25 protein-coding genes and 1 pseudogene are annotated in these 21,677 nt (G+C 36.1%); 3 read left to right on the top strand and 23 right to left on the bottom strand.

What is annotated here, in order from left to right; translation table 11 throughout:
• From H3T55_RS15500 to yfmF, 14 genes and pseudogenes are all read right to left on the bottom strand, one after another.
• Positions 1-322: pseudogene (locus H3T55_RS15500) on the bottom strand (site-specific integrase); the annotation flags it as partial.
• 285 nt (positions 323-607) lie between these two features.
• A complete protein-coding gene (locus tag H3T55_RS15495) occupies positions 608-1,639 on the bottom strand; it encodes a hypothetical protein (RefSeq protein WP_225534966.1) in 1,032 nt (343 codons plus the stop codon).
• A gap of 344 nt (positions 1,640-1,983) precedes the next feature.
• A complete protein-coding gene (locus H3T55_RS15490) occupies positions 1,984-2,505 on the bottom strand; it encodes a hypothetical protein (RefSeq protein ID WP_225534967.1) in 522 nt (173 codons plus the stop codon).
• A gap of 7 nt (positions 2,506-2,512) precedes the next feature.
• Positions 2,513-4,066 (bottom strand): hypothetical protein, encoded by a 1,554-nt coding sequence (locus tag H3T55_RS15485; protein ID WP_225534968.1) that lies wholly within the window; start codon positions 4,064-4,066, stop codon positions 2,513-2,515.
• Between the two features lies 1 nt (position 4,067).
• Positions 4,068-4,352 carry a hypothetical protein gene (locus H3T55_RS15480; RefSeq protein ID WP_225534969.1) on the bottom strand — a complete coding sequence of 95 codons (285 nt, stop codon included), beginning with the start codon at positions 4,350-4,352 and terminating at the stop codon, positions 4,068-4,070.
• Positions 4,353-4,367: 15 nt separating this feature from the next.
• Positions 4,368-4,664 (bottom strand): hypothetical protein, encoded by a 297-nt coding sequence (locus H3T55_RS15475; RefSeq protein WP_225534970.1) that lies wholly within the window; start codon positions 4,662-4,664, stop codon positions 4,368-4,370.
• Positions 4,665-4,679: 15 nt separating this feature from the next.
• Complete coding sequence (locus H3T55_RS15470; RefSeq protein ID WP_225534971.1) at positions 4,680-5,099, bottom strand: hypothetical protein; 420 nt, start codon at positions 5,097-5,099, stop codon at positions 4,680-4,682.
• A gap of 188 nt (positions 5,100-5,287) precedes the next feature.
• A complete protein-coding gene (locus H3T55_RS16690; RefSeq protein ID WP_263866786.1) occupies positions 5,288-5,410 on the bottom strand; it encodes a hypothetical protein in 123 nt (40 codons plus the stop codon).
• A gap of 550 nt (positions 5,411-5,960) precedes the next feature.
• On the bottom strand, positions 5,961-6,638 hold the full coding sequence (locus H3T55_RS15465) for a hypothetical protein (protein WP_225534972.1): 678 nt from the start codon (positions 6,636-6,638) through the stop codon (positions 5,961-5,963).
• 264 nt (positions 6,639-6,902) lie between these two features.
• Positions 6,903-7,481, bottom strand: coding sequence for a CDP-diacylglycerol--glycerol-3-phosphate 3-phosphatidyltransferase (pgsA, locus tag H3T55_RS15460; RefSeq protein WP_088270279.1), 579 nt, complete (start codon positions 7,479-7,481; stop codon positions 6,903-6,905).
• Positions 7,482-7,675: 194 nt separating this feature from the next.
• Positions 7,676-8,635, bottom strand: a complete 960-nt coding sequence (locus H3T55_RS15455; RefSeq protein WP_225534973.1) for a helix-turn-helix domain-containing protein — start codon at positions 8,633-8,635, stop codon at positions 7,676-7,678.
• Complete coding sequence (locus H3T55_RS15450; RefSeq protein WP_225550241.1) at positions 8,623-8,781, bottom strand: hypothetical protein; 159 nt, start codon at positions 8,779-8,781, stop codon at positions 8,623-8,625. The genes H3T55_RS15455 and H3T55_RS15450 overlap by 13 nt, the downstream gene beginning before the upstream one ends.
• Positions 8,782-8,944: 163 nt before the next feature.
• On the bottom strand, positions 8,945-10,237 hold the full coding sequence (yfmH, locus tag H3T55_RS15445) for an EF-P 5-aminopentanol modification-associated protein YfmH (RefSeq protein WP_225534974.1): 1,293 nt from the start codon (positions 10,235-10,237) through the stop codon (positions 8,945-8,947).
• Complete coding sequence (yfmF, locus tag H3T55_RS15440; protein ID WP_225534975.1) at positions 10,230-11,498, bottom strand: EF-P 5-aminopentanol modification-associated protein YfmF; 1,269 nt, start codon at positions 11,496-11,498, stop codon at positions 10,230-10,232. Before yfmF ends, yfmH begins: the two co-directional genes overlap by 8 nt.
• Before the next feature lie 205 nt (positions 11,499-11,703).
• On the opposite strand from yfmF, the gene mscL reads away from it, so the two are divergent.
• The gene (gene mscL, locus H3T55_RS15435; protein WP_225534976.1) at positions 11,704-12,159 is read left to right on the top strand and encodes a large conductance mechanosensitive channel protein MscL; all 456 of its coding nucleotides are present in this window, start codon (positions 11,704-11,706) and stop codon (positions 12,157-12,159) included.
• A 44-nt stretch (positions 12,160-12,203) separates the two neighbouring features.
• Here the strand turns inward: mscL and H3T55_RS15430 are convergent, their stop codons facing one another.
• From H3T55_RS15430 to treR, 4 genes are all read right to left on the bottom strand, one after another.
• Positions 12,204-12,632 carry a GNAT family N-acetyltransferase gene (locus H3T55_RS15430; protein WP_225534977.1) on the bottom strand — a complete coding sequence of 143 codons (429 nt, stop codon included), beginning with the start codon at positions 12,630-12,632 and terminating at the stop codon, positions 12,204-12,206.
• 16 nt (positions 12,633-12,648) lie between these two features.
• The gene (locus H3T55_RS15425; RefSeq protein WP_225534978.1) at positions 12,649-13,086 is read right to left on the bottom strand and encodes a hypothetical protein; all 438 of its coding nucleotides are present in this window, start codon (positions 13,084-13,086) and stop codon (positions 12,649-12,651) included.
• Positions 13,087-13,179: 93 nt separating this feature from the next.
• Positions 13,180-13,965, bottom strand: coding sequence for a sulfite exporter TauE/SafE family protein (locus tag H3T55_RS15420; protein WP_225534979.1), 786 nt, complete (start codon positions 13,963-13,965; stop codon positions 13,180-13,182).
• A gap of 31 nt (positions 13,966-13,996) precedes the next feature.
• On the bottom strand, positions 13,997-14,710 hold the full coding sequence (gene treR, locus H3T55_RS15415; protein WP_087641780.1) for a trehalose operon repressor: 714 nt from the start codon (positions 14,708-14,710) through the stop codon (positions 13,997-13,999).
• A 202-nt stretch (positions 14,711-14,912) separates the two neighbouring features.
• On the opposite strand from treR, the gene H3T55_RS15410 reads away from it, so the two are divergent.
• The gene (locus H3T55_RS15410) at positions 14,913-17,621 is read left to right on the top strand and encodes a glycoside hydrolase family 65 protein (RefSeq protein WP_225534980.1); all 2,709 of its coding nucleotides are present in this window, start codon (positions 14,913-14,915) and stop codon (positions 17,619-17,621) included.
• 22 nt (positions 17,622-17,643) lie between these two features.
• Entirely contained in the window at positions 17,644-18,294 is a 651-nt protein-coding gene (gene pgmB, locus H3T55_RS15405) for a beta-phosphoglucomutase (RefSeq protein WP_225534981.1), read from the top strand.
• A 106-nt stretch (positions 18,295-18,400) separates the two neighbouring features.
• Here pgmB and H3T55_RS15400 read toward each other — a convergent pair whose 3' ends face one another.
• From H3T55_RS15400 to H3T55_RS15380, 5 genes are all read right to left on the bottom strand, one after another.
• Positions 18,401-18,913 (bottom strand): GNAT family N-acetyltransferase, encoded by a 513-nt coding sequence (locus tag H3T55_RS15400; protein WP_087641777.1) that lies wholly within the window; start codon positions 18,911-18,913, stop codon positions 18,401-18,403.
• A 114-nt stretch (positions 18,914-19,027) separates the two neighbouring features.
• Positions 19,028-19,633 carry a signal peptidase I gene (lepB, locus tag H3T55_RS15395; RefSeq protein ID WP_225550239.1) on the bottom strand — a complete coding sequence of 202 codons (606 nt, stop codon included), beginning with the start codon at positions 19,631-19,633 and terminating at the stop codon, positions 19,028-19,030.
• Positions 19,614-19,760 carry a hypothetical protein gene (locus H3T55_RS15390; RefSeq protein ID WP_225550237.1) on the bottom strand — a complete coding sequence of 49 codons (147 nt, stop codon included), beginning with the start codon at positions 19,758-19,760 and terminating at the stop codon, positions 19,614-19,616. The genes lepB and H3T55_RS15390 overlap by 20 nt, the downstream gene beginning before the upstream one ends.
• A 4-nt stretch (positions 19,761-19,764) precedes the next feature.
• Complete coding sequence (locus H3T55_RS15385; RefSeq protein ID WP_225534983.1) at positions 19,765-20,436, bottom strand: hypothetical protein; 672 nt, start codon at positions 20,434-20,436, stop codon at positions 19,765-19,767.
• A gap of 44 nt (positions 20,437-20,480) precedes the next feature.
• Positions 20,481-21,557: a DUF916 and DUF3324 domain-containing protein gene (locus tag H3T55_RS15380; protein WP_225534984.1), complete on the bottom strand. Its 1,077-nt coding sequence runs from the start codon at positions 21,555-21,557 to the stop codon at positions 20,481-20,483.
• Positions 21,558-21,677 lie beyond the last annotated feature (120 nt).

Below are 21,677 nucleotides of genomic sequence, written 5' to 3'. Positions count from 1 at the left end.
AGTCTCGATTTGCTACCTCATAGGAAAAAACTTCTAGGCAGTATTCCATGATCAACTTTCTCAGCTTATTCGAAATAATAATCGAATTATGCTTCCCTGTTTTTTGCTCTTTCATTTCTAATCGATCTTTGGCAATCACTCGATCACGAGAAATTGTTAAGACATCAGATAATTTTAACCGGCGCAGATCTGAAATTCGATAAGCAGTATTTATTCCAATCGAAAATAGCAACACGTTTCGTTGGCCCATTTTTCCGGAAGATAAAATAGCTTTCATGGCATCGATCTGTTTTTTGTCTCGAAATGGTTCCACAATTTTCAAAAAAATCCCTCTTTTTCTAAACCCGACTTAACACCATTATAACATTGTTTAAGTCAGATTTAAAGAAGTTATAAATGAAAGGCTTCCCTCGAACGTGAGTTGAGCCTTAGAGCTGTCTAGCTTTGCTGATTTTTACAAATCTGACACAATAAGATTGTGTCAGATTTTTTTGCGAATCTTATTTTTTAAATTGCTTCTTTCTTAAGATATCAATTTTTGACTATCAGATATCCTGCTCTGATCAATCGTCTAAGTTTGGATAGTATATTTTTAAGTAAATTTAATTTATCTAAATATTCTAGTATAGTTATCAATAAATAATTTAAATTTTTCTTCTATTTCACTAAAAGTTACTAAATCTCCAATGCCACTCAAGTGATGCTCCAATGAATCTATTTGTTTTGAATCTATATACCCTTGAGGCAAAGAAATACTCCACTTATTAAGACCAATTTCGGTTAAAAAAAATACCTCTTGGTCAGTATAAACAAACGGTTTAATTTCATCTCCAACCAAACTTGTATCTTTTATCACAAAATTACTATCTGGTATAGTGGTTATTTTTCTAAATCGTTCAAAATAATTATACCACCGTTTGAGTCTTTCTTCTGAATCTTCTTCCTTCACTGCTTTACTGTATATAAAATTATATAAACTTCTCTTAGTCTCCTCTAGATTTGTCAAATAGATTATTGTCTTTTTATTAGCAGAACTGTCAAATATTTCAGAGATTAGTGCATCATAAAGTTCTTTATCTCGTATATCTCCCCGCTTGGGACCTAATAATAAGCTAGAAGTTTTTTGAAAAGTAATGTTCATCCTTTTCCCGTTCTTTATCAGTGTTGTAGCTGTTTTGTAACTACCTACATAACCTGAGAAGATCTCAACGTTTCTTGTTTGATTTTCATAATAATCTAATCGCTCAATGACTGATTTATAAAGATCTTCTCCGGTTTTAAAACAAGAGCACTCATTATCGTAGAGTTCTTTTGATACTGATGAAATTAATTCCATACTCTCTTTTGCAATTCCGTTTAAGTCTACCTTCATAAAAGGAAATATAGGCACTTTATTGGCTTGAGCTTCCCAACACTCTTTTAGTACAGTTTCTGACTGAACTTTACCTACAAGTAAAAATAGTAAAGCTTGCTCAGATTCAATAATATGATCAAAGTTTTTTTGAGTTATTCCACTGTCTTCTGGATTCCTAACTACTTCGTATCCTCTTTCTTCCGCAGCCTTTTTAACAATAAACCTATAATCTTCAAATGATTCTTCTTTAACATATACTGATGATATTAAAACTTTGGGTTTCATGTAATCAACTCCTTACACTCTATTGTATACAATTAACAACATAATGTATAGACAGACCTAACAAAAATTCTGGTTGTCAAAGGTGTTCTAAGATAAAGTTTTTAGAGATTACATGATTACTGATTAAACGAAACAGACACTAAGAATATCGTCTGTTTCGTTTAATCAGTAAAGTATTTATGATCGTAATTTTTGACATCCTAGCATTCTTATTTTAATTGCTCAATTTTTTTCGATTGAAACTTTTGATAGCCTAATATCTTGCATGTTGTTGCACAACTTTGTTTGATAAAAACTTTTAAGTTCTATTGGTAAAATAGTAATTACGTTAATATACTTTTTCTCTAATCCATTTTCACTTCTTCTTTTACACGTTCATAGGTTCTAAGTATAGCATTTCTATCTTCAAACAGGGAATTAGCATCAAACATAGCATAGAGAATATCGAAAGCTTTTTTCTTGTTGTCCATAATCCAGTCTATTGTAATAAGTTTTTCTTTATTGAAACCATATTCAACTGCCTTTTCATAGCCTTTTTTATCATAATCTGATAAGTCATAAAAGAGATAGTAATTCAGAACAACAACTGCTTTTTCAGTGTCGTCTGTAGTTGTTAAAGTCATGTTCTCATTCTCTTGTTTCGTGTTTGTGCTCGCTAAAGTAATGCTTGGATCTGCATCTAAATACAATCTACTTACTAAAATTCTCACTTGTATGTTTGATAATTTTTGTTTTGTATATACAGCCGGTTCTTTCATTTCTGATTTCTTCCCTTCTTTATGAAAATAGATAACTCCACTCCCTACAAGTAACAGTAATATAAATATTCCTAATAACATTGATATGTTTCGTCTCTTCATAGCCATGTCTCTTTCACTTATTATTGATTGCTTCGTCGTATAAGTCTTTTTTAGTAATGTCATTATTTAATTCCGCAGCCTTATCAAATATTTCTTTTGGTCTATAAAGAATATCATCCAATGTATAGTTTGTTCCCCATGCTTCATTTAATCGATTTAATCGATTAAAAGTATCTTGTCCCGGTTTAACAAAAACAATATTACCACTAACATTGCTTGTATCATAAACTACTCTTGACGTAGAACAATCAAAATCCGCATATATTATAGATTCTTCGAGGTCAGTTAGTTGTCCATCAATAAACGAAACATCTTTATTATGTTCCTGCATATCATTATAATAATCTATTCCAGCTCCTGCGACGTCTCCCACAATTGGGATAAATCCAATCGCTTTAGATAATCCTATTTTCCCAGCCTTTTTTGCACCTGCTCTTGCTGCATCCAGCATTCCATCTGTGACAACACTCTTGACTTGATCTGATGCAAAAGAAGCTGACGCCTCCTCTATAGAAGGGGCTTCAAAATATTCTGAAAAAGCTATTCTGGAATTTTCTAATGCATCAATATCAATCCCTTCTCCGTTTTTCGTATTAGATATGATGACCGAAGACGGGTACAAGTCCATAGATACTACACTTTTCATACCTGGCTCATAAATAAGTTTAGTTTCTCTGAAGCTAAGATTAAGAGAACCATCTTCATTTCGGACTAAAACTATTTCTGGAGAATCTTTTTTGTGAGTCCCGTTAAAAATCCCTATCTCTTTCGATACAGATAACAATGTCATTCTCTGCATCAAGTCATCACTGTAGGCTTTAACTTCCTTATAGAATTCTTCCTCGGAGTCTCTATCAACATACTGCAATAAAATAACCGAATTATCTCTCATTACTTGTATCATGGATAAAATCTGGTCTACCTTTTCTTTGTCTACTATCCAAGACGTATGATCCTGTAAACCTTGAAATTCTACCGCAAAATTATAATCCACATCTTCATTTTTATTCATGCACGCATTTAAAAAATCATCCAATTTATCCGCATCTACTGTCGTATAAACTAAAGCTAATGCCGCATACTCCTCGTTTGATATCCCACCAGCATCTTTACTAAGAATATCCTTCCACAGTTGGTCGTTCTCCGTACATTTCCGATAAAGATCGTTAATTTCTTTGCTATGAATAACTCCTAGAATTTCAGTAAATTTCCCCTGAGACGATGTAATCACAGATGGCGTAATCAACTGAGCGACATTCTTTAATTTATTCCCGAAAACCTCCATTTCAGATAAGATACTATCAAATTGAGCAGCATATTCTTTATCCACCTTATGAATCTCTTCTAAAATTGTATCAAAATCCTTAACACCGATGTTATGTTTATCTACTATAGCCTGAAAATGTTCTTGAAAGCTTTCTTGACTCTGTTCAAGCTCCGGAATACCCATCGTCCAGTCTCCTATAGTATCAAATATACCCCATTGTCCGTCATCTTCCACTTCAGACATAATACGGTTCAATTCTTCAATACTTGCTTGAGAAAAATCATGTATCTTCACGCTCATTTTATTCCTCCTCTGCTAATAGATGGTCTAAAACTGCCGCACTTTTTGCATCTACATCGACATAAGCATCTTTAGCGTTTTCTAAAAATGAAATAGTATTCTGAATCATCAAATTAAGGTATTCGTCTAAAGTTTCAGAATATTTGAGAACCTCGTTCATCTTTGTTGCCGTCTCTCCTTTATTTGTACTTTGCACAGAAATAATGGTTCTCTTTTTTTGAAGTAATTCTTTTAGAAAAGAAATTTCCTCTTCTATAGCCGCAGGCTCAATACTGATAAGACTCATTGAATGTTCATCTCCTTAATACAATTCCTTATCCGCTGCATCAATTGCAGCATTATAGGGAGATACTTTTTCTTTGTAACGATTAGATAACTGTTCTACTTCGCTTTTCAAAGTATTCGCTTCTTGTTTAAATGTTTCTAAGTTATCCGCAACCTGACCACTTTTTACAGCACTCACTAAAATACGATCTAAAGAACCAAGGTAATCACCTAATTTTTTTTCAAATGTTGTTGTTCTTTTCTCATAAGCAAAACCAAAAGCTTCACTTTCAGATTCATCTACCACAATATCGTAACCTATGTTGTAACCCATTTTATATCTTCCTTTCTAAAGGCTTTGACTGCGCTGATAATATAATTTATCAATGGTGTTGTCACAATTGATTATTAACTGACGTGTCATAGCGATTTTCTGTTCTTCTGTCTCAATCTCCATTATCACTTTTTGAAAACCTTCATTTAAAGCTTGCTCTGTATGTCGTGCTTTGTTCCCATCTAGTATATCCATGATACGAGTCGCATGAGAATTTGAAAAACGCATATGAGCAGAGATACCAAAGACTCCTTGGCACTGTCTTTTTCTACGTTCTTGCATCTCATGAAAAGCATTTTGTGACTGTTGTTGCTTGGCTCTTGCATTGTATAGATGCTCTAATCTATTTTTCGCATTTAATATGTCAATTTCATAATTCCGTCTGTCTTCTTCGTGACGACGAATATCGATGTTGATTTTATCAAATTCTTCCATTTTTTTCTCCTTTACTTTAACGACAAAACCAGAATTAAAAGGTGCCAAGTTCTACTCCTTAATGAAAAATAAAAGAACAGACCACCTCACTTTTTTAAACAAAGATGGCTTAGGTAGCAATTTTACTGGCAACTTCGTTGAATGAATTCTTGTTCAGAACGTACTTTTTGTATAGTGTTTTCAATTTTTTACGATCCATCCGTATATTTTGTTACAGACGTACGTAATTCTTGCGGCGATAATTTAATACAATCTCCAGCCACTTTATTCTTCTCTCCTTTTTGAATTTTATAAATATGTTTATTTATCATTTTAACACAAAAAGCCTATTATTTTTCTCATTTTATTGAACGAACCTAATCATTTATGAGAGAAAATTCCGCTATTAGCTACTTTACTATGTAAATATACATGAAAAGACACTATGATTCCTTCCACCATAGTGTCTCTTCATACTTTTAAAGTCAGAAATTTGTCTTGTTACTTATGAACCGACTATTAATAATAGTCGGTTATATTTTCAATTTATTCTAATCACATTTTATTTCTCAACCAAAAACGAATGTTTTTGGTATAGGTGTTTCATTGGTCTATCTACTTTTCAAATCAAGTAATCTTTTGGGACAAGTTTTTCCAAGTAAATCATCATAAATTGATTCCTTACATTCATTAGGTATTTTTACATAATTTCTTCCTAGCCCTTATTTAGAACGTTCTCACACATTGAGTATAAAAGAAAAAAATGTAGACATCATCCCCTTTTTTCGGGACTTTGTCTACAGTCTGACGCAGTTACTTTTTATTATATTCACACAAATTCGGGTAAGAAAGTTGAAATTTAGTAAGTCTGTTTAAAAGATATTATTTGTTTTTCTTCAATTGTTTGATTTCTTTTTCGATTGCATCGATTTGTTTACCTAATGCTTTTTGCTCGTTTTTATCACGAGAAACTTTTTTCTTGTTTACTAATTCTTGTTTTTCTTGGATCAATGCTGCGATTTTTGCTGCATTATCTTCTACAGGTGTAGATGGTGTTGTTGAACTTCCAGTTGAACTTCCAGTTGAACTACCTGTTGAGCTGCCGTTTTTCAAGGCTTGGATTTCACGTTCGATTTCACCGATACGAATTCCTAGTGCTTGTTGTTCTTGCCAGTTCATGCTGATTTTTTTCTTGTTGATCAATTCTTGTTTTTCTTGGATCAATGCGTTGATTTTTGCTGCTGTATCATTAGCAGGTGTAGATGGTGTTGTTGTGCTTCCAGTTGAACCACCTGTTGAACTGCCATTTTTCAAGGCTTGGATCTCACGTTCGATTTCGCCTAGACGGATGCCCAAAGCTTTTTGTTCTAAACTATTTCTGCTAACTTTTTTCTTATTGATCACTTCTTGTTTTTCTTGGATCAATGCGTTGATTTTTGCAGTTGTATCTGCAGATTGAACTGAAGCCGCATGTGCTTGAGTTGTTACAGCTGTAAATCCTGCTCCTCCAATTGATAACGCTACCCCAGCAACTAGTAAACCTTTTACAAATTTGTTCATTATTGATTCCTCCAATTTATTTTTCGTTCGAATACTACTGTTCATAAAATAATAGTTCCGATACACAGATTATAACCACTCTTTTTAGAAAAGTAAACTATTATTTTATAAATAATAGTCAAAAGTTTTTCGAAAAATGCTCTAACTATTGATATATATACATTTTAGAGCTAAAAATATTTTTTATAAAAAAGAAAAAACCAGCTTTTCCGCTCAAAAAAGAGCAAAAAGTCTAGTTTTTCATTCTGGTTTATCTTTACTTTTTTACATTGATCCTTTAAAAACATCTGCATTTTTTACGAAATAATCAACACCTGAATAGATCGTAAAGATCAAACAGATGTATAGCATGATTAAATCAACTGGCAAGCCAATAGCTGTAAATGGAATATTGTTGATCAATAATAGAATGATCGCCACCATTTGCGTCGCTGTTTTGATTTTACCAGGCCACGCTGCGGCCATCACTTCGCCGCCTTCAACCAACAATAGACGTAAGCCAGTAACTGCTAACTCTCTACAAACAATGATCGCAACGACCCAGGCTGGTGCTTTTTGCTGTGCAACCAACACGATAAAAGCTGTCATCACTAACATTTTATCAGCCAATGGATCTGCAAACTTACCAAAGTTTGTTACTAACCCACGTGAACGAGCAATTTTTCCATCTAGCCAATCTGTGATACTAGCAACTGCAAAAATCACAGCACCAACCAGCTGAGTGATCGCTAACGATGCTCCTCCAAAAGTAATCGTGCCCCAATCCATCGGAACACTAACAACAATAATAAAAATCGGAATCATAAAAATTCTAAGAACAGTTAATTTATTTGGTAAATTCAATGCTTATTGCCCCTCTCTTTTCCTACTCATTTTACGGTATCTAATGACGACTGTCACGAAAAAAGTCATTTCATAAATAACTTATCTATTCTCTCCGTCATCGATTTCAATAAATGAGCGAGAAAACATCTACGATGAGCTTTAGCTCTTCTGTAAATTCTTCCCGCTCATTCTATTGAACCAGCCTGCTTTTATTATGCTGGCGGTGTTTGTTGAACTTGTTCTGATGACTGTGACGATTGCTGTGTTTGTGCATACTCAAGACTCATGTTGATATTTCTAGGGCCAATGCCTGTATTATTCGGATTGAATACAGCAGCTTGTCCATCTACTTTAAATTCCATGTACTCAGAAGCACCCAAACTGATCGTAAACTGAGTGGTTCCCTCTGGAATCTCTACAGATTGTGTTTGGCCTGGCTGAACTGTTTGTTGGAAGAAATAACCATTGTCATTATTCTCAGCTGTTGGGATATATACACCAACCCAGCAAGGAGCTGTAATTGCTGAAAAATCAAGTTTAGTCGGCGTCGCAGCATTTGTCGCACTCATATTTACAGTTGTACCCGATTCACCCAAAAAGCTGACTACGGTCGGTTCTTTAGGTTCTGACGAACTAGAACTAGTTGTAGAAGATGATTCTGTCGTACTTGAAACAGGTGCCTGACTTGACTCATTGCTAGAATCAGATGAAGATTCTCTGATTATCGCAGTATCCGGCTTTTGAATGATTGGATTTGCCTGACGGTCCTGCCAGGTAATGTAAAAAACAACAACAGCGATCGCTAGACCGATCAAAGAAAAAATAATTGCCGGCAAACTACGTGTAAAGCGTTTAAATGAGCTTTCTTCATCATACATCTGCGTACGTGACTCATCAAGCGTCTCATACTGAATCGATGATTCCGCTGCTGCTTCTTCCGTTTTTCCATCATAAACTTCAACCAATTCATTTCCATCTAAACCAACTGCACTAGCATATTGGCGAATGAATGCACGCACATAAAAAGTGCCCGGCATTGAGTCAAAGTCATTTTCTTCAATTGCTATCAAATAGCGTTTTTGTGTTTTTGTAATTTGCTGCAGCTCGTCTAAAGACATATTGCGCTGAAGCCTTGCATCTCTTAATTTTTTTCCTATATTTACGCTGGCCACTCGTCCATCTTCTCCAGTCTCTCTAATTTATCGATCGTTTCTTTTGGTATTGGTGAAGGGGTTGCTTGGTCCACATTCACTCTTTTTATATCGTTTCGATTTGTCTTATTGACTTTTAGTAGTAAATCGCTTAGTGAAATAGTCACATTTTTCGATTATTCAACTCTTTTAAGAATACCACAAAAAAATACTGATGAGGATAACATTTTTGAAAGTTTTTAACGAAATATCGGACTTTTTTTGTTTAAGATAGAAATATTTCGACTCCTAGTTTCTAGTACGAGGAAATCACTTCTGCTCACTCTTTCATTATTTCTTTGGGTGCATATAAAACCGGCTCAAGCCTTTTTGATCAATGAAACTTTCAGCCAGCTCTTTTATATCAGATAATTGAATGCTTTCAATAACTTCAGGTGTATCGAACAATGTCGTTTCTCCATAAAGTGATTGTGAAAATTGATTGGCAATATACTCAAGTGAATTTAGTGATTGGAAATACTTACCGATCATTTTTTTCTTCAATAAAGAAAGATTTTCTTCTGTCAATTCCTCACTTTGAGCAACAGTTAACAGAATTTCTTCAATCCGCTCTGCCAATTGCTCAGGATAATCACTATCGCCGCCAAAATCAGCAAAATGGAAACTTCGATCTAAGCTAAATTCGTAACCAAAGCTGTCGTCTAAAAGACCTTCATTATACAAAGTCAAATAGTTTTGAGACGTGTTTCCGAATAATAATTGCAGCAATAAATTCGCTGTTAGTTTGTATTTCAGTAACGCTTTGCCCTCTACAGGTACCTCATCCAGTCCTTTTAGCCCAACAATCACTTTTGAACGACTGATCGGCATTTCGATCGAACTTTCCTTTAGGATATCTTCTGCTGTTTCTTTTGGAAAGTGACGTCTGATCGGTACTGCTTGCGCAAATGTTTTTTCTGCTTGATTCTCGCGAATAAAGGTCATCATTTCTTCCGGTTCCATTTTACCAACGACAAATAACGACATGTTACTTGGATGATAAAATGTGTTATAGCAAGTATAAAGATCCTCCGCAGTAATTTCATCGATGCTTTCAACAGTCCCGGCGATATCGATATGCAGCGGGTGTTTAGGGTATAAGTTACCTAATATGCCGAAAAATAAGCGCCAGTTTGAGTCATCCAAATACATTTGGATTTCCTGACCGATGATGCCTTTTTCTTTTTCGACCGTTTCTTCTGTAAAATAAGGCTCCTGAACAAAATCAAGTAATGTCTTCAAGTTCAGTTCCACTTGATCTGTCGTTGAAAAAAGATAGCTGGTTTTCGTAAAGCTCGTAAAAGCATTGGCAGATGCACCTTGACGGCCAAATTGTTGGAACACATCGCCGTCTTCTTTTTCAAACATTTTATGTTCAAGAAAATGAGCGATCCCATCAGGAACTTTGACAAAATTTTCTTGCCCAAGCGGTACAAATTCATTGTCGATCGATCCGTAATTTGTTGTGAATAAACCATACGTCTTATTATAGTCTTGTTTCGGAAGCAGATAGACTGTTAGCCCATTTTCTAAGACTTCTGTATAAAGAACTTCGTTGATTTGAGTGTATTCTTTTTTATGCATCCGTTTTTTCTCCTTCCAAAAAGAAAATAGCTTGCAGCTGGATTCGCTTAGCCACTCGTTGTACATCTGCTAACGTCACAGCTTCCATGCGGCGGATCCATTCGTCGTCTTCTAAACGTAAATGAGGGATCAAATCATCCAGATACTCCGTTTCCAAGACAGCTCCAGCGTTGTCTAAAGAAAGTAAATATTGGTTTTTCAGCATCGCTTTCGTTTGTTTGATTTCAAGCTCAGTCACATTTCCTTGACGAATATTTTCTAATTCCTGTGCGATCAAGTGCAGTACTTGATTCCGGTTTTTACCATCGATCCCTGTTTGGACACTTAAAAAACCACGAAATGTATCGATACTGCTTGAGGCATAATAGGCAAGATTTTCTTTTTCACGTACATTCATAAATAGCTTGGAATGTGGAAAGCCTCCAAAAACACCATTAAAAATCTGCAAAGCAAAATAATTTTCGTCCCCATAAAAAATATCCGTGTGATAGCCTAAATTTAGTTTGGACTGTGCTACTTTTTCTTGTTCTGACCGTTCTTCGATCACATTTCTAGAGGGTTGCGTATAGAAAACATCTGCTTTACCAGCACTGCGGTCTTCAAAAGGTAACGCTTTGAAAAGAGCGGTAACCGTTGTTTCATCCACATCTCCCAAAACAAAAATATCGACTTGATCTTCCTTGAGCATTTGCTCGTGATATGCTGCGAGACTTTCAGCCGTTTCGTTTTCTAAATCAGAACGAGTACCAAAACTCGGGATTCTTTGATCCGCTGATTGGCTAAAATAAAGGTTTTGCAGTGCTAAAGAAGAATAGACTTGTTTATCTTCTGAAACACTTTCATAATAGGCAAGCAAATTTTCTTTTTCCCGCTGAAACGTTTCAGCTTCAAATTTACCATCAATGATATTTGGGTAGAAGATGATTTCTTTGATAAAATCAACTGCATCTTCTAAAACATGCGTATTTTCTAAATAACGATCATTCACAAAATTCATTGAAACATTCAGCCAGTGCAGATTGCCTTTTTTGTTGACGTTGATTCCAAAGCTGGCTCCGTATAATTCTGCTAACTTACCGCTCAATTTCACCTGATCAGGATAATTCAGGCTATTTGTTTCTAATAAACTAGATAAAAGTGTTCGTTTAGTGATTGTTTCTTTATTTAAACGCGTATTGAAACGAACCAAAATACGTACCGTTTTATATTTTTCTGTTGGGACAACATGTAAGTTGACTCCTTGTGCTAATGCAATCGGCATCTTGTCAGCTCCTCTTTGTTTTTTCATCATAATAAAGCCCAGCATGAAATACAATCATCTGGCTGTTTTTAAACCTTTTTTTAAGATTTTCCGCATCTATTCAATTATAGCACAGCTCTGTAGTGTTTCCTTGATGTAAGAGTCTTTCATTTCAAAATTTTTCATTTTTTCTGTATACTGGATTTGAGAAAGGGAGGATGATCTTATGATCAAAGAATTTAAAGAATTTATTATGCGCGGCAGTGTCCTTGATTTAGCCGTTGGGGTCGTGATCGGTTCTGCTTTTACTGCCATCGTCACAAAAGTCGTTGATGGGTTGATCACACCTCTAGTTAGTCTGGTTTTTGTCATGACTACAGGTAAACAAAGTGCTGATGATGCATTGGGTGCTTTAGTCTTTTCAGTCAAGGGTGTACCTTTTAAAATCGGTGATGTGATCAGTGCTATTATTACCTTTTTAATTACTGCGTTTGTATTATTCCTAATCGTGAAAGCTGCGAATCGAATGAAGAAAAAACCAGAGGCTGAAGCAGATAAGACAGAAGAGATCCTGCTTACGAGTGAAGATTACCTTGAGCAGATCCGTGATTTACTAGCTGCACAAAATGCTGAAAAAACAGTTGGCGTGACTAAGGAGTCAACTACGGATAATAAGAATTAAGCGAATAATTAATAAAAAGTTGGTGAAGTGATTTCACCAACTTTTTATTTCCTCATCTTCACATGAGGAATATCATCTTCCAAATAAACCTCTGAAACTTCTTTGAAGCCAAATCCACCATAAAAACCGGTCAGATGCGCCTGAGCCCCAATAATGATCGGTTTCTCTGGATATCTTTCTGAAATCACGTTTAGTGTGTTCTCTAAAAGAAGATTTCCTAACCCACGCTTTCGATAATTAGGATCGATCAGCACTCTACCAAAAGATACCGTCTCACCATTATCGATGATTCGTGTATAACCAACGATATCCTTCTCTTCCTGCAACCACGTATGCAGTGCATGCTCATCGATATCATCGATCTCTTGATACGGACAATTCTGCTCGACCACAAAAACTGCAGTCCGCAACTTAGCAATCTCAAAGAACTCTTTTGTCGTCAGCTCTGAAAAATCCTTTACGTGATACTTCATCTCTTAGCCCCTTGCTTTATTCATTCATTTTTAGTGATCCTGAACCTGAGCGATACATGATCTTCACGCTTTCACTATCCATCGATGGATACAAAAAGTCTACCAAAACGATATTCCCTTTTGTTTTAGACTCTTTGCCTAATTGAATCAACGTACCTTCTTCTGTTTGTTTAGAATCTAATGTATACACGTAACCCTCTTTTTCTCTTAAATACTCGATATACTTTTGTAATTCTTTTTCACTGATACTGCCTGCTTTATACGTCAGTGTTGTCATTCGTACTTTATTTTTCACTTCACTATTTGTACCAACGATTTTTTTCTCTCCGATCACTGAGTAAACAGATGGAACCTTATCATCATTCACTTCGATATTTTCGGCTGTATTGGATGCACATCCCACTAATAAAAATACCAAACCAGCCCACAGTATAACCTTAACAATTTTTTTCATTTCAATCCTCCTTTTTTTATCTAAAATAATTATAGCATAAATAGAAAAAACACCTAAAACCTTCTGCTGACAAGCTTTAACTGTTTTTCTTCCTTAGATAAATAAGCGAACCCCATTCCAAACATTCAACAGTAACACAAGTAAAATCACTACTTGATAAATCTGAGTCACTCGTTCAGAGGAGACTTTTCCACTGATCAGTGCTCCTATAAAACCACCAATGACTGCCGCAGGAATCACATAAAGCAACAAACTCAAATCAAAACGTCCGAAACCACTTCCTTGTGCGATCGTTATTAACTTCGCAGCTTGTGAAAAGAAAATCGTAATGATCGAATAAACAGTCGCTTCTTTGATCGGTATACCAAAGCATAACATCAACAGAGCAACATTGATCGGTCCTCCGCCAATCCCTAATAATGTAGAAATAAATCCTAAAAACACTCCAGTTATCACATACCAAAAAGAGTGGCTCAACTGCAGCGTCCGTTCCTTACCAAATTTGGTGTAAATGAAGGCAAACAGCAACGTCATGATCGTTAAAACAATCTGGATCAGCTGCACATATTTCTCATCCGAGAACCACTTAAGTAAAAATTCGAAGCTACTATTTCCAGCAATACCGCCAATAACGGATCCCAAAGAAACAAGTAGAGCAATTTGAATGCGTAACGTCAATCCATTCTTTAATTGTCTTAATGTCGAAACGATGGACATAGTGAAGACTGCAACACTAGAATAAAATGAGATTGCCGCTAAAGTGTGAAAATGAAAAGCATCTAATACCGGCTTGATGATCACACCGCCACCCATACCAGAAATAGCCCCAACTGTATTCGCGAATATAATCACGAGAAAATAGATAATCCCTACATACAAAGCGTGTCATCCCCTAGCTATCCATACCTTTTTAAGCTTTTCTTCTTCTAGCAAAATCAACAAACTTAAACTTATCTAATCTATGCCTAGATTCAGTGTACTCAAAGCAACGAGTATCTTCCAAACTGACCACACTACGGACGACGACAATATAAGTGTCCTCATTTAAGTCCATCAAACGCTGATCATTTTCTGTCACTGCTTCAACTGTAATCTCTTTTTGAGCATAACTAATCTCTAAGCCCAGATCATTTTCAAAATAATCATAAATCGAATCTGCCGCACGTTCTTCCGGAAGCTCTGCAATGATTTCTTTTAAAAGATAATCAATATCGATGATCACAACTTCTCCGTCGATTTCCCGCTGCCGCACCAAGCGCCAGACAGCTGCATCTTTTTTCCAGCCCGTTAAGCGTGCCAAAGCGTCATCAACTTTTTCTTCTTTCAATTCGACTACTTTTGTCACACTATGTATTTGCTGTGCCTTTTGTAACTCTTTATAACTGATCACTCCGGAAATCGGAAAATCAAACTTTCTTACATTCAATACAATAGAGCCCTTGCCCTGTTTCTTTTGGATATACCCTGCATTGATCAAGAGGTTCAATGCTTTGCGGATCGTCTCTCTTGAAACAGAATAGTGTTCAACTAATTGATTCTCACTTGGTAATAGTGTTCCCGGCGGATAATCACCCTCTAAAATACCTTTTTCCAATTCTAAAAATATATCATGAAATTTGTTCACTTTCAGCCCTCCAACCTAGGATACTCAATCAAAATGATAGCATATTCCACCTTAAAAAAATAGCATCTGCCGTAACTAAGCCTTTTATTTTAGGCAATTCTTTTCTATTATCACACTTGTATTTACAAGCGTTTCATACTATAATGAACACAACACTAACATGTCTATACAAGTTAAGAAAACTCTTTAAGGAGCGACAACTATGAACTTTCTACTTTTCACCTTCACTAAAAGCAACTTGACCGTTCAGGAAAAACAAATGGACCAGCTTATATCGGAGCACACACTGCCACTTACATCAATGACCTTTCCTCAATCATTTGAGTCGCTAGCACTGCAGATCAAAGAAAAATACCCAACGATCATTGGTGCTGTTTGTGATGGATTGTCTGCGGAATTTTATGCTGCACACCCTCAGCTTTCTCCTTTAAACGCAGGAGCTGAAGCTATCATCAAACTTTTATCCGAAACATTGAACATCCCTGTGTTGACCGCTGAAGAATCAGCTGCAGCAGATGATTTAGAACAGGCATTCAAAGAAAAAAAAGAACAGCTATGCTGGAATTTAGATTATTTTGGTTATACTCCAGGTAAAGAAGAGTATTCTGTAGAATCTTTATTGACGATCGGAAATGGTTTTATGGGTTTACGCGGAACAACTCCAGAAATGAACTTGTCAAAAGACCACTATCCTGCAACTTATATTGCTGGACTTTATAATGAAGAAAAATCAGAAGTTGCAGGTCAAATCGTTGAAAATGAAGACTTTGTCAACACACCAAATAATCAGTATATCAGTGTTCAGGTTGAAGGTTCAAACGAGTGGCTAACTTTAGAACATTCAAAACTAAACGCTCTGCATAGAAACTTAAACTTAAAAAATGGGTTGTTCACTGCTCATATGTTTATGGAAGATTCACAGCAGCATCAGCTAGAAATTACAGCTTTGAAGATCGTCAATATGGCAAAAATGAACAATTATAGTATCAAGTACATGATCAAACCGATCAATTTCTCTAAGAAGATCACTGTTAAAACAATGACTGATGGTTCTGTCTATAATTTTAACGTTGAGCGCTATCGTAATTTAACAGCAAAACATTTTCACATCACTGAATTAGCTGCTGATCAGAACAAAACAAGTATCACGGTCCAAACGAATCAATCTAAAATCGATGTTCGGCAAATTTCTGCTATCATGGGTGATTTCTTTGCCGCCAACGAAGTTACAAATACAGTGAACGAAGAAACGATCGAACAAACAATGACTTTTTATGCTGAACAAGATGTGCAATATACCCTTGAAAAGCATGTTCAAGTAACTACATCGATCGCTGAAAAAAGCTTCAAACGACCAAGTTCATTGACAACTTCCTTTGATATTGAATTTGCAGAAAGTACAAAAGCTTGGGAATCACTCTGGGAAAAATCTGATATTCAAGTATCTGGCGATTTAATGTCGCAAAAATTACTAAGGATCCATACCTATCATCTTCTGGTTTCTGCTTCTCCTTTTAGTAACAATGAACTGGATGTCTCAGTAACCGCCCGCGGCTTGCATGGTGAAGCATACCGTGGTCATATCTTCTGGGATGAAATTTTTATTTTGCCGTTTTATATTCTTCATTTCCCACAAACAGCGAAACAGTTGTTGATGTATCGGTATAATCGCTTAGGGAAGGCAAAAGAAAATGCGATCGAAAGTAATTATGAAGGCGCTATGTTCCCTTGGCAGTCTGGACTTGACGGTAGTGAAGATACACAAAAGCTTCATTTGAATCCTCTAAACGGGGAATGGGGTGAAGATCATAGTATTTTGCAGCGACATGTGTCACTAGCGATTGCTTATAATGTCTGGATCTATTGGAATAACACAGGTGATGATCGATTTATCAAGGAATATGGTGCAGAAATGTTACTGGAAATTGCGAATTTCTGGCGCAGTGCAGCGACATTCGATAAAGAAACAGGGCGTTATTTCATCGATAAAGTCATGGGTCCTGATGAATTTCATGAAGCCTATCCTGACAGTACTGAAAGCGGCCTAAAAAACAATGCTTACACCAATTTGATGGTTGTCTGGTTATTTGAAGAGATCGAAACGATTCTTTCATTATTAAATACGCAAGAACAAGCGAAATTATTTAATAAAACAGGAATCACACAAGAAAATCTAGAAAAAATGAAAGATATCCGTAAACACTTGGGGATCGAAATAAATGAAGATGGGATCATCGCGCAATATGAAGGCTATTTTGATTTAAAAGAAATCGATTGGGAACAAGCAAAAGCAACTTACGGCAATATTTACCGAATGGATCGTATTCTAAAAGCAGAAGGACAGTCACCGGATGATTATAAAGTTGCGAAACAAGCGGATACGTTGATGCTGTTTTACAATCTAAATAAGGAAAAAATCGATGAAATCTTAGATGAATTAGGCTATGAGCTTCCTGCCGATTATCTAGAGAAAAATCTTTTATACTATTTAAACAGAACATCTCATGGTTCTACTCTTTCAAGAATCGTACATGCCCAGCTCGCAGAAGAGGTCAAGTTCCATGATCTTTCATGGAAACTATATCAAGAAGCCTTATACTCGGATTATCAAGATATTCAAGGCGGAACAACTGCTGAGGGTATTCATACTGGTGTGATGGCTGCAACGATCTATGTCACATTGACTACGTACGCTGGAATCGATCTCAAAAAAGAACAGCTTTCCATCAAACCAAATCTGCCTGAGCACTGGACAGAGATGACCTTTAATCTGTCCCGCAAAGGCATCAATTATCAATTGACTGTGAATAAAACAGCCATTCAAGTCACAGCGTCTAAAGATACTGTACTGACAATAAATGACCAACCCTATCCGTTACACGGAACAGAAACTCAAACGATCAACTATTAATCAATATGACTGGAGAATGTTCATGAAAAAAGGATTTGTTTTTGATTTAGATGGCGTCATCACTGATACCGCCAAATTCCACTATATCGCGTGGAAAGAATTAGCTGAAAGTTTAGGCATTACGATCGACGAAGTATTCAATGAATCTTTAAAAGGCATCAGCCGAATGGATTCTTTAGATAAGATCCTGGCTTATGGTCAAAAAGAAAATGACTATTCTCCAGCAGAAAAAGAAGCTTTAGCTAAACAGAAAAACGATGAGTATGTAAAATTATTGGCTGATCTGTCTGCTGCTGATCTTTTGCCCGGCGTCCATGATTTTCTGATGGATGCCAAAGCTCACCATATCCCTTGTGCGATCGCTTCAGCTTCAAAAAACGCGCCCATGATTTTAGAAAAACTGGGGGTCCTAGACTTTTTTGGTCATATCGTCGATCCTGAATCGTTAAAAAATGGGAAACCTGATCCAGAGATATTCGTAAAAGCCGCACAAAGTATCACCGTTGCACCTGAAGATGCAATTGGTTTTGAAGATGCACAAGCGGGAATCGAAGGAATCAAAGCTGCTGGCATGTATGCTGTAGGAATTTCAGCAACAGAAACGCTAGCCGGTGCAGATTTACAAGTTGCTTCGATGACTGAATTAAGTGTTGAACAACTTATCGAGCGTTAAGTATTCATTAAAGTCAAAATAAAACCAGTTGATGCTACGCGCTTCAACTGGTTTTATTTTATCCATCTCTTGACTCTGATTCATTCTGTTTTCTCTACAGAACGACTTAGAGGTTCTTTTTCATGATCAAATCGATCTGTTCATCTGTGCCCATAAAGAAAGAATGCTGCCCAGCTTGTACAAAACCCATTTTTTCATAAAATGCAAGTGCTGGAACGTTCTTCTCCCATACACCTAGCCAAAGAACCTCTTTTTTCAACTCTTTCGCTCTAGAAATAGCTTTTTCATATAGCCTTTTTCCTAATCCAAGTCGCTTAAACTGAACATCGACATAGATACGCTCGATTTCCATTCCATTATCAGCGATCGGCTCTGTTTGTGCCTCACCTACATTCAGTTTTAAATAACCTGCCAATCGATCATTGGTGTATATAAAATAAAATTCTGATTCTTTCGCTGCTAATTCTTTGGATAATTTTTCATTAGAATACGCATTTATCAGGTATTCATTCAGATCATGAGGGTCATTGTCTTTCGCAAATGTATCTGAAAATGTTTGGATACTGATTTGCTTTAATTGTTCTAAGTCACCTGTTCCGATTTTCTTGATTTCTATCATGATACATGCTCCTTCAGAAGTCTGTCATACAAATAAGATTCTATTCTTTAGTGTAACAATAACTTCTTATCTTATCAATTTCAATGGCATTATCACACTAAAAAACGTGAGCGATCAATAAACTTGAAAATCTTCCAATGGCAGGACTTTCATTTTCACTACGCCAACGATCATCTGAACATCCACTAATCCATAGTGACGGCTATCTGTAGCATAGGAACGATTATCTCCCAGCAAAAGATATTTTCCTTTCGGAATCATTTGCTGAGAGATCATATCAGCAATCGTAAAATCTTCGGTGAAATTCATCCCGTTTCGTTGACTTTCATTGACCTCATCGACAATGAACTTTTCATCTATCTTTTGCCCATCTACATAGAGATGATCCTCCCTATATTCTATTATCTCACCTGGAAGTCCGATCACTCTACGAATCTGCGTTGTATTTCCTTTTTTAAAAAGAACTAGATCAAACCGTTTGAGCTCTTTGGTCTTGTTGACGATCACAACGTCATCATTACGCAGAGTTGGGGACATGCCATAGCCTGTGATCGTTGAAAATTGGATAAAAAAAGAGACACCTAAAGGAATCAGCACACTTGCACCAGCAATTGCCAATAAAAGATCTTGAAGCAACTGCAATCTTTTTTTCCGTTGTCTCTTTTTCTTTTTTTCTTCCAGCAAACGTTTTTTAGTGGGTTTAGTTGAATGTGTCTTCATTGTTTTTTTTGATTTTGAACGGTGTTTCTTTCTTTTCTTCGACTTTCCCCATGGAAACGAAGTACTTAAGCTTGTGATTATCGACGTTTTGTTCCGCTTCTTCCTCTTTTTCTTCATCTTCAATCAACCCATTATTTTTCTTCTTTCAACGTAGCTTCATCAACTTTATAATATTTAAATACAGGTTGTTCATAATTTTGTTCAATTTTCTTGATGCTTGCAATATACTCTTCTGATAGTGCAGGATCTTCAAAGAAATTTTTGTATTTCATATTGGCGTTTTGTCCAAGTTCCATGATTGCTTTATAGTAGCGGTTTAGCGCAAGCTGTCCTTCTTTTGTATTCACTTCACTTGCTTTTTTTGTGCCATAACTTGCCATGGATCTAGACAAATATTGGATATTCTGATTGATCTTGTCCTGATCATCTCCTTGAGTTTTTGCTAATTCTACTTGATCATTAAAATCTCGTAGAAGATAATATGCTTTAACGATCGAGTCAGAATCAGTTCCTGTAAGATTCATCGATTGATAGTACTTCACATAAAAAGAGCCGCCTGCCATGATTCCGCTCATTATGACTAGGGCAATAAATCGTATCAAAGCGCCTTTTCTAGCTTTTTGTAATCTACGTCTTCTTATCGCGAATTTTTTACGCTTTTTGGGATTCTTGATCTTTTTACTAGGAAGTTTTTTTAAGTTTTGTGAATAGGCAATCATCCGCAAAAGAGAATAGATAGCAAAAATAATTAATAAAATCGTAGTGGCTATCCCGCCTATAAATATCCATTCTAGGATTGTCACATGATCCCCTCTATTCTACCTGTCTATGTTTTTTATTTATCTGATTACTGCTTGCTTTTTTTGTTGACCTTTTTATTTTTCTTTCTTGAGCTTTTTTTCTTTTTACGTAGGCTATAGATCAGTAAGAATAAGACGACAATGACTGCTAATACGCCGCCCACGATCGCAGCAATTATTTTCCAGTCGATCCCTTTTTCTTGGACTAAACCAACATCTCGTTCATTGAATTTCCCAGCTTCTTCTTTTGTGATCTTAAAATCTTTCGTCCATTCCTTTTTGTATCCTTCGGAGCTGGCTAAAATTTTCGCTGTATACTCACCTGGAATCATCTCTTCCCCGTTCATACTTACAGGAAATTCTAAAAACGTATTTGGCGCCATACGCATTTCTTCTTTTTTCGCTTCATATAAAACAGTTTCACTGCCCTTTTTAGTCACTTGTACTTCAACCATCAGATCGTTCACATAATCAGCCACAACATTAGATAAATTAACGAAAATCGTATTACGATAATTAGATTGTCCTGCACTGACACTATTGAGTTTCAACTCTTTTTCTAGTTTTTTGTCTGTTTCTGTAAGAACCATCGCGATCGCATAGGCATATTTATTGATCACGATCGAACCGCTTGCTTTTCTTTCTTTTTCTGAATCTTGTTTGATCATATAAATACCGCCCAAAATCACACCATCAAAGCTTGTTTCAGGCATTTTGATCTTCATTTCATAATCAATGGTTTTACCAGCTGGCACTTCAACCGTCTTTTCACCTGTTACGATATCTTCAAAAGGGAATTTTAGCGACGCGTCATTTTTTATCTCAACTGGACTATATTCGATCACGCCATTACGATTGGTTTTTGCACCAGTTAACGCGATATCTACTTTAATATCTTCATCACTTGGGTTCGTCAGCGTCATCGATACTGTCTGCTCTTGTCCTGGAGACATTTTCAACTTATAATAACCTGTTTCTTCTATTTGATTTTCTGGATAATTGATGGAATAGGAAAATCCTGCCCCATTTGCTTCTTCTGCTGCAAAGACTTTCGCTGTAGAAAAATTGAGCATGATCAGCAACCCTAAAATGATCCCTGTTATATATTTGGCTAATTGTTTCATCAGAATACCTCTGGCTTTCCATAATATTTAAAAAGTGGTCCTGGATACATGTATCCAGTCCCTATGTAAAATAGGCAAACCGGCGCAAGTGATCCGGTCTGCCTAAAAGACAACCTAAAG

It is taken from the genome of Enterococcus sp. S22(2020) (genome assembly GCF_020295385.1).
Classification (GTDB): Bacteria; Bacillota; Bacilli; order Lactobacillales; family Enterococcaceae; genus Enterococcus_L; species Enterococcus_L dunnyi.
The sequence above is the reverse complement of the archived record's forward strand: the minus strand, read 5'-3'. Positions and strand labels throughout refer to the sequence as shown.

Coding starts and splice junctions, on each gene's coding strand:
- H3T55_RS15495 (WP_225534966.1), bottom strand. CDS start 1,639: ATGAAACCCAAAGTTTTAATATCATCAGTATATGTTAAAGAAGAATCA.
- H3T55_RS15490 (WP_225534967.1), bottom strand. CDS start 2,505: ATGGCTATGAAGAGACGAAACATATCAATGTTATTAGGAATATTTATA.
- H3T55_RS15485 (WP_225534968.1), bottom strand. CDS start 4,066: ATGAGCGTGAAGATACATGATTTTTCTCAAGCAAGTATTGAAGAATTG.
- H3T55_RS15480 (WP_225534969.1), bottom strand. CDS start 4,352: ATGAGTCTTATCAGTATTGAGCCTGCGGCTATAGAAGAGGAAATTTCT.
- H3T55_RS15475 (WP_225534970.1), bottom strand. CDS start 4,664: ATGGGTTACAACATAGGTTACGATATTGTGGTAGATGAATCTGAAAGT.
- H3T55_RS15470 (WP_225534971.1), bottom strand. CDS start 5,099: ATGGAAGAATTTGATAAAATCAACATCGATATTCGTCGTCACGAAGAA.
- H3T55_RS16690 (WP_263866786.1), bottom strand. CDS start 5,410: ATGATAAATAAACATATTTATAAAATTCAAAAAGGAGAGAAGAATAAA.
- H3T55_RS15465 (WP_225534972.1), bottom strand. CDS start 6,638: ATGAACAAATTTGTAAAAGGTTTACTAGTTGCTGGGGTAGCGTTATCA.
- yfmH (WP_225534974.1), bottom strand. CDS start 10,237: ATGCATAAAAAAGAATACACTCAAATCAACGAAGTTCTTTATACAGAA.
- yfmF (WP_225534975.1), bottom strand. CDS start 11,498: ATGCCGATTGCATTAGCACAAGGAGTCAACTTACATGTTGTCCCAACA.
- mscL (WP_225534976.1), top strand. CDS start 11,704: ATGATCAAAGAATTTAAAGAATTTATTATGCGCGGCAGTGTCCTTGAT.
- H3T55_RS15430 (WP_225534977.1), bottom strand. CDS start 12,632: ATGAAGTATCACGTAAAGGATTTTTCAGAGCTGACGACAAAAGAGTTC.
- H3T55_RS15425 (WP_225534978.1), bottom strand. CDS start 13,086: ATGAAAAAAATTGTTAAGGTTATACTGTGGGCTGGTTTGGTATTTTTA.
- H3T55_RS15410 (WP_225534980.1), top strand. CDS start 14,913: ATGAACTTTCTACTTTTCACCTTCACTAAAAGCAACTTGACCGTTCAG.
- pgmB (WP_225534981.1), top strand. CDS start 17,644: ATGAAAAAAGGATTTGTTTTTGATTTAGATGGCGTCATCACTGATACC.
- H3T55_RS15400 (WP_087641777.1), bottom strand. CDS start 18,913: ATGATAGAAATCAAGAAAATCGGAACAGGTGACTTAGAACAATTAAAG.
- lepB (WP_225550239.1), bottom strand. CDS start 19,633: ATGAAGACACATTCAACTAAACCCACTAAAAAACGTTTGCTGGAAGAA.
- H3T55_RS15380 (WP_225534984.1), bottom strand. CDS start 21,557: ATGAAACAATTAGCCAAATATATAACAGGGATCATTTTAGGGTTGCTG.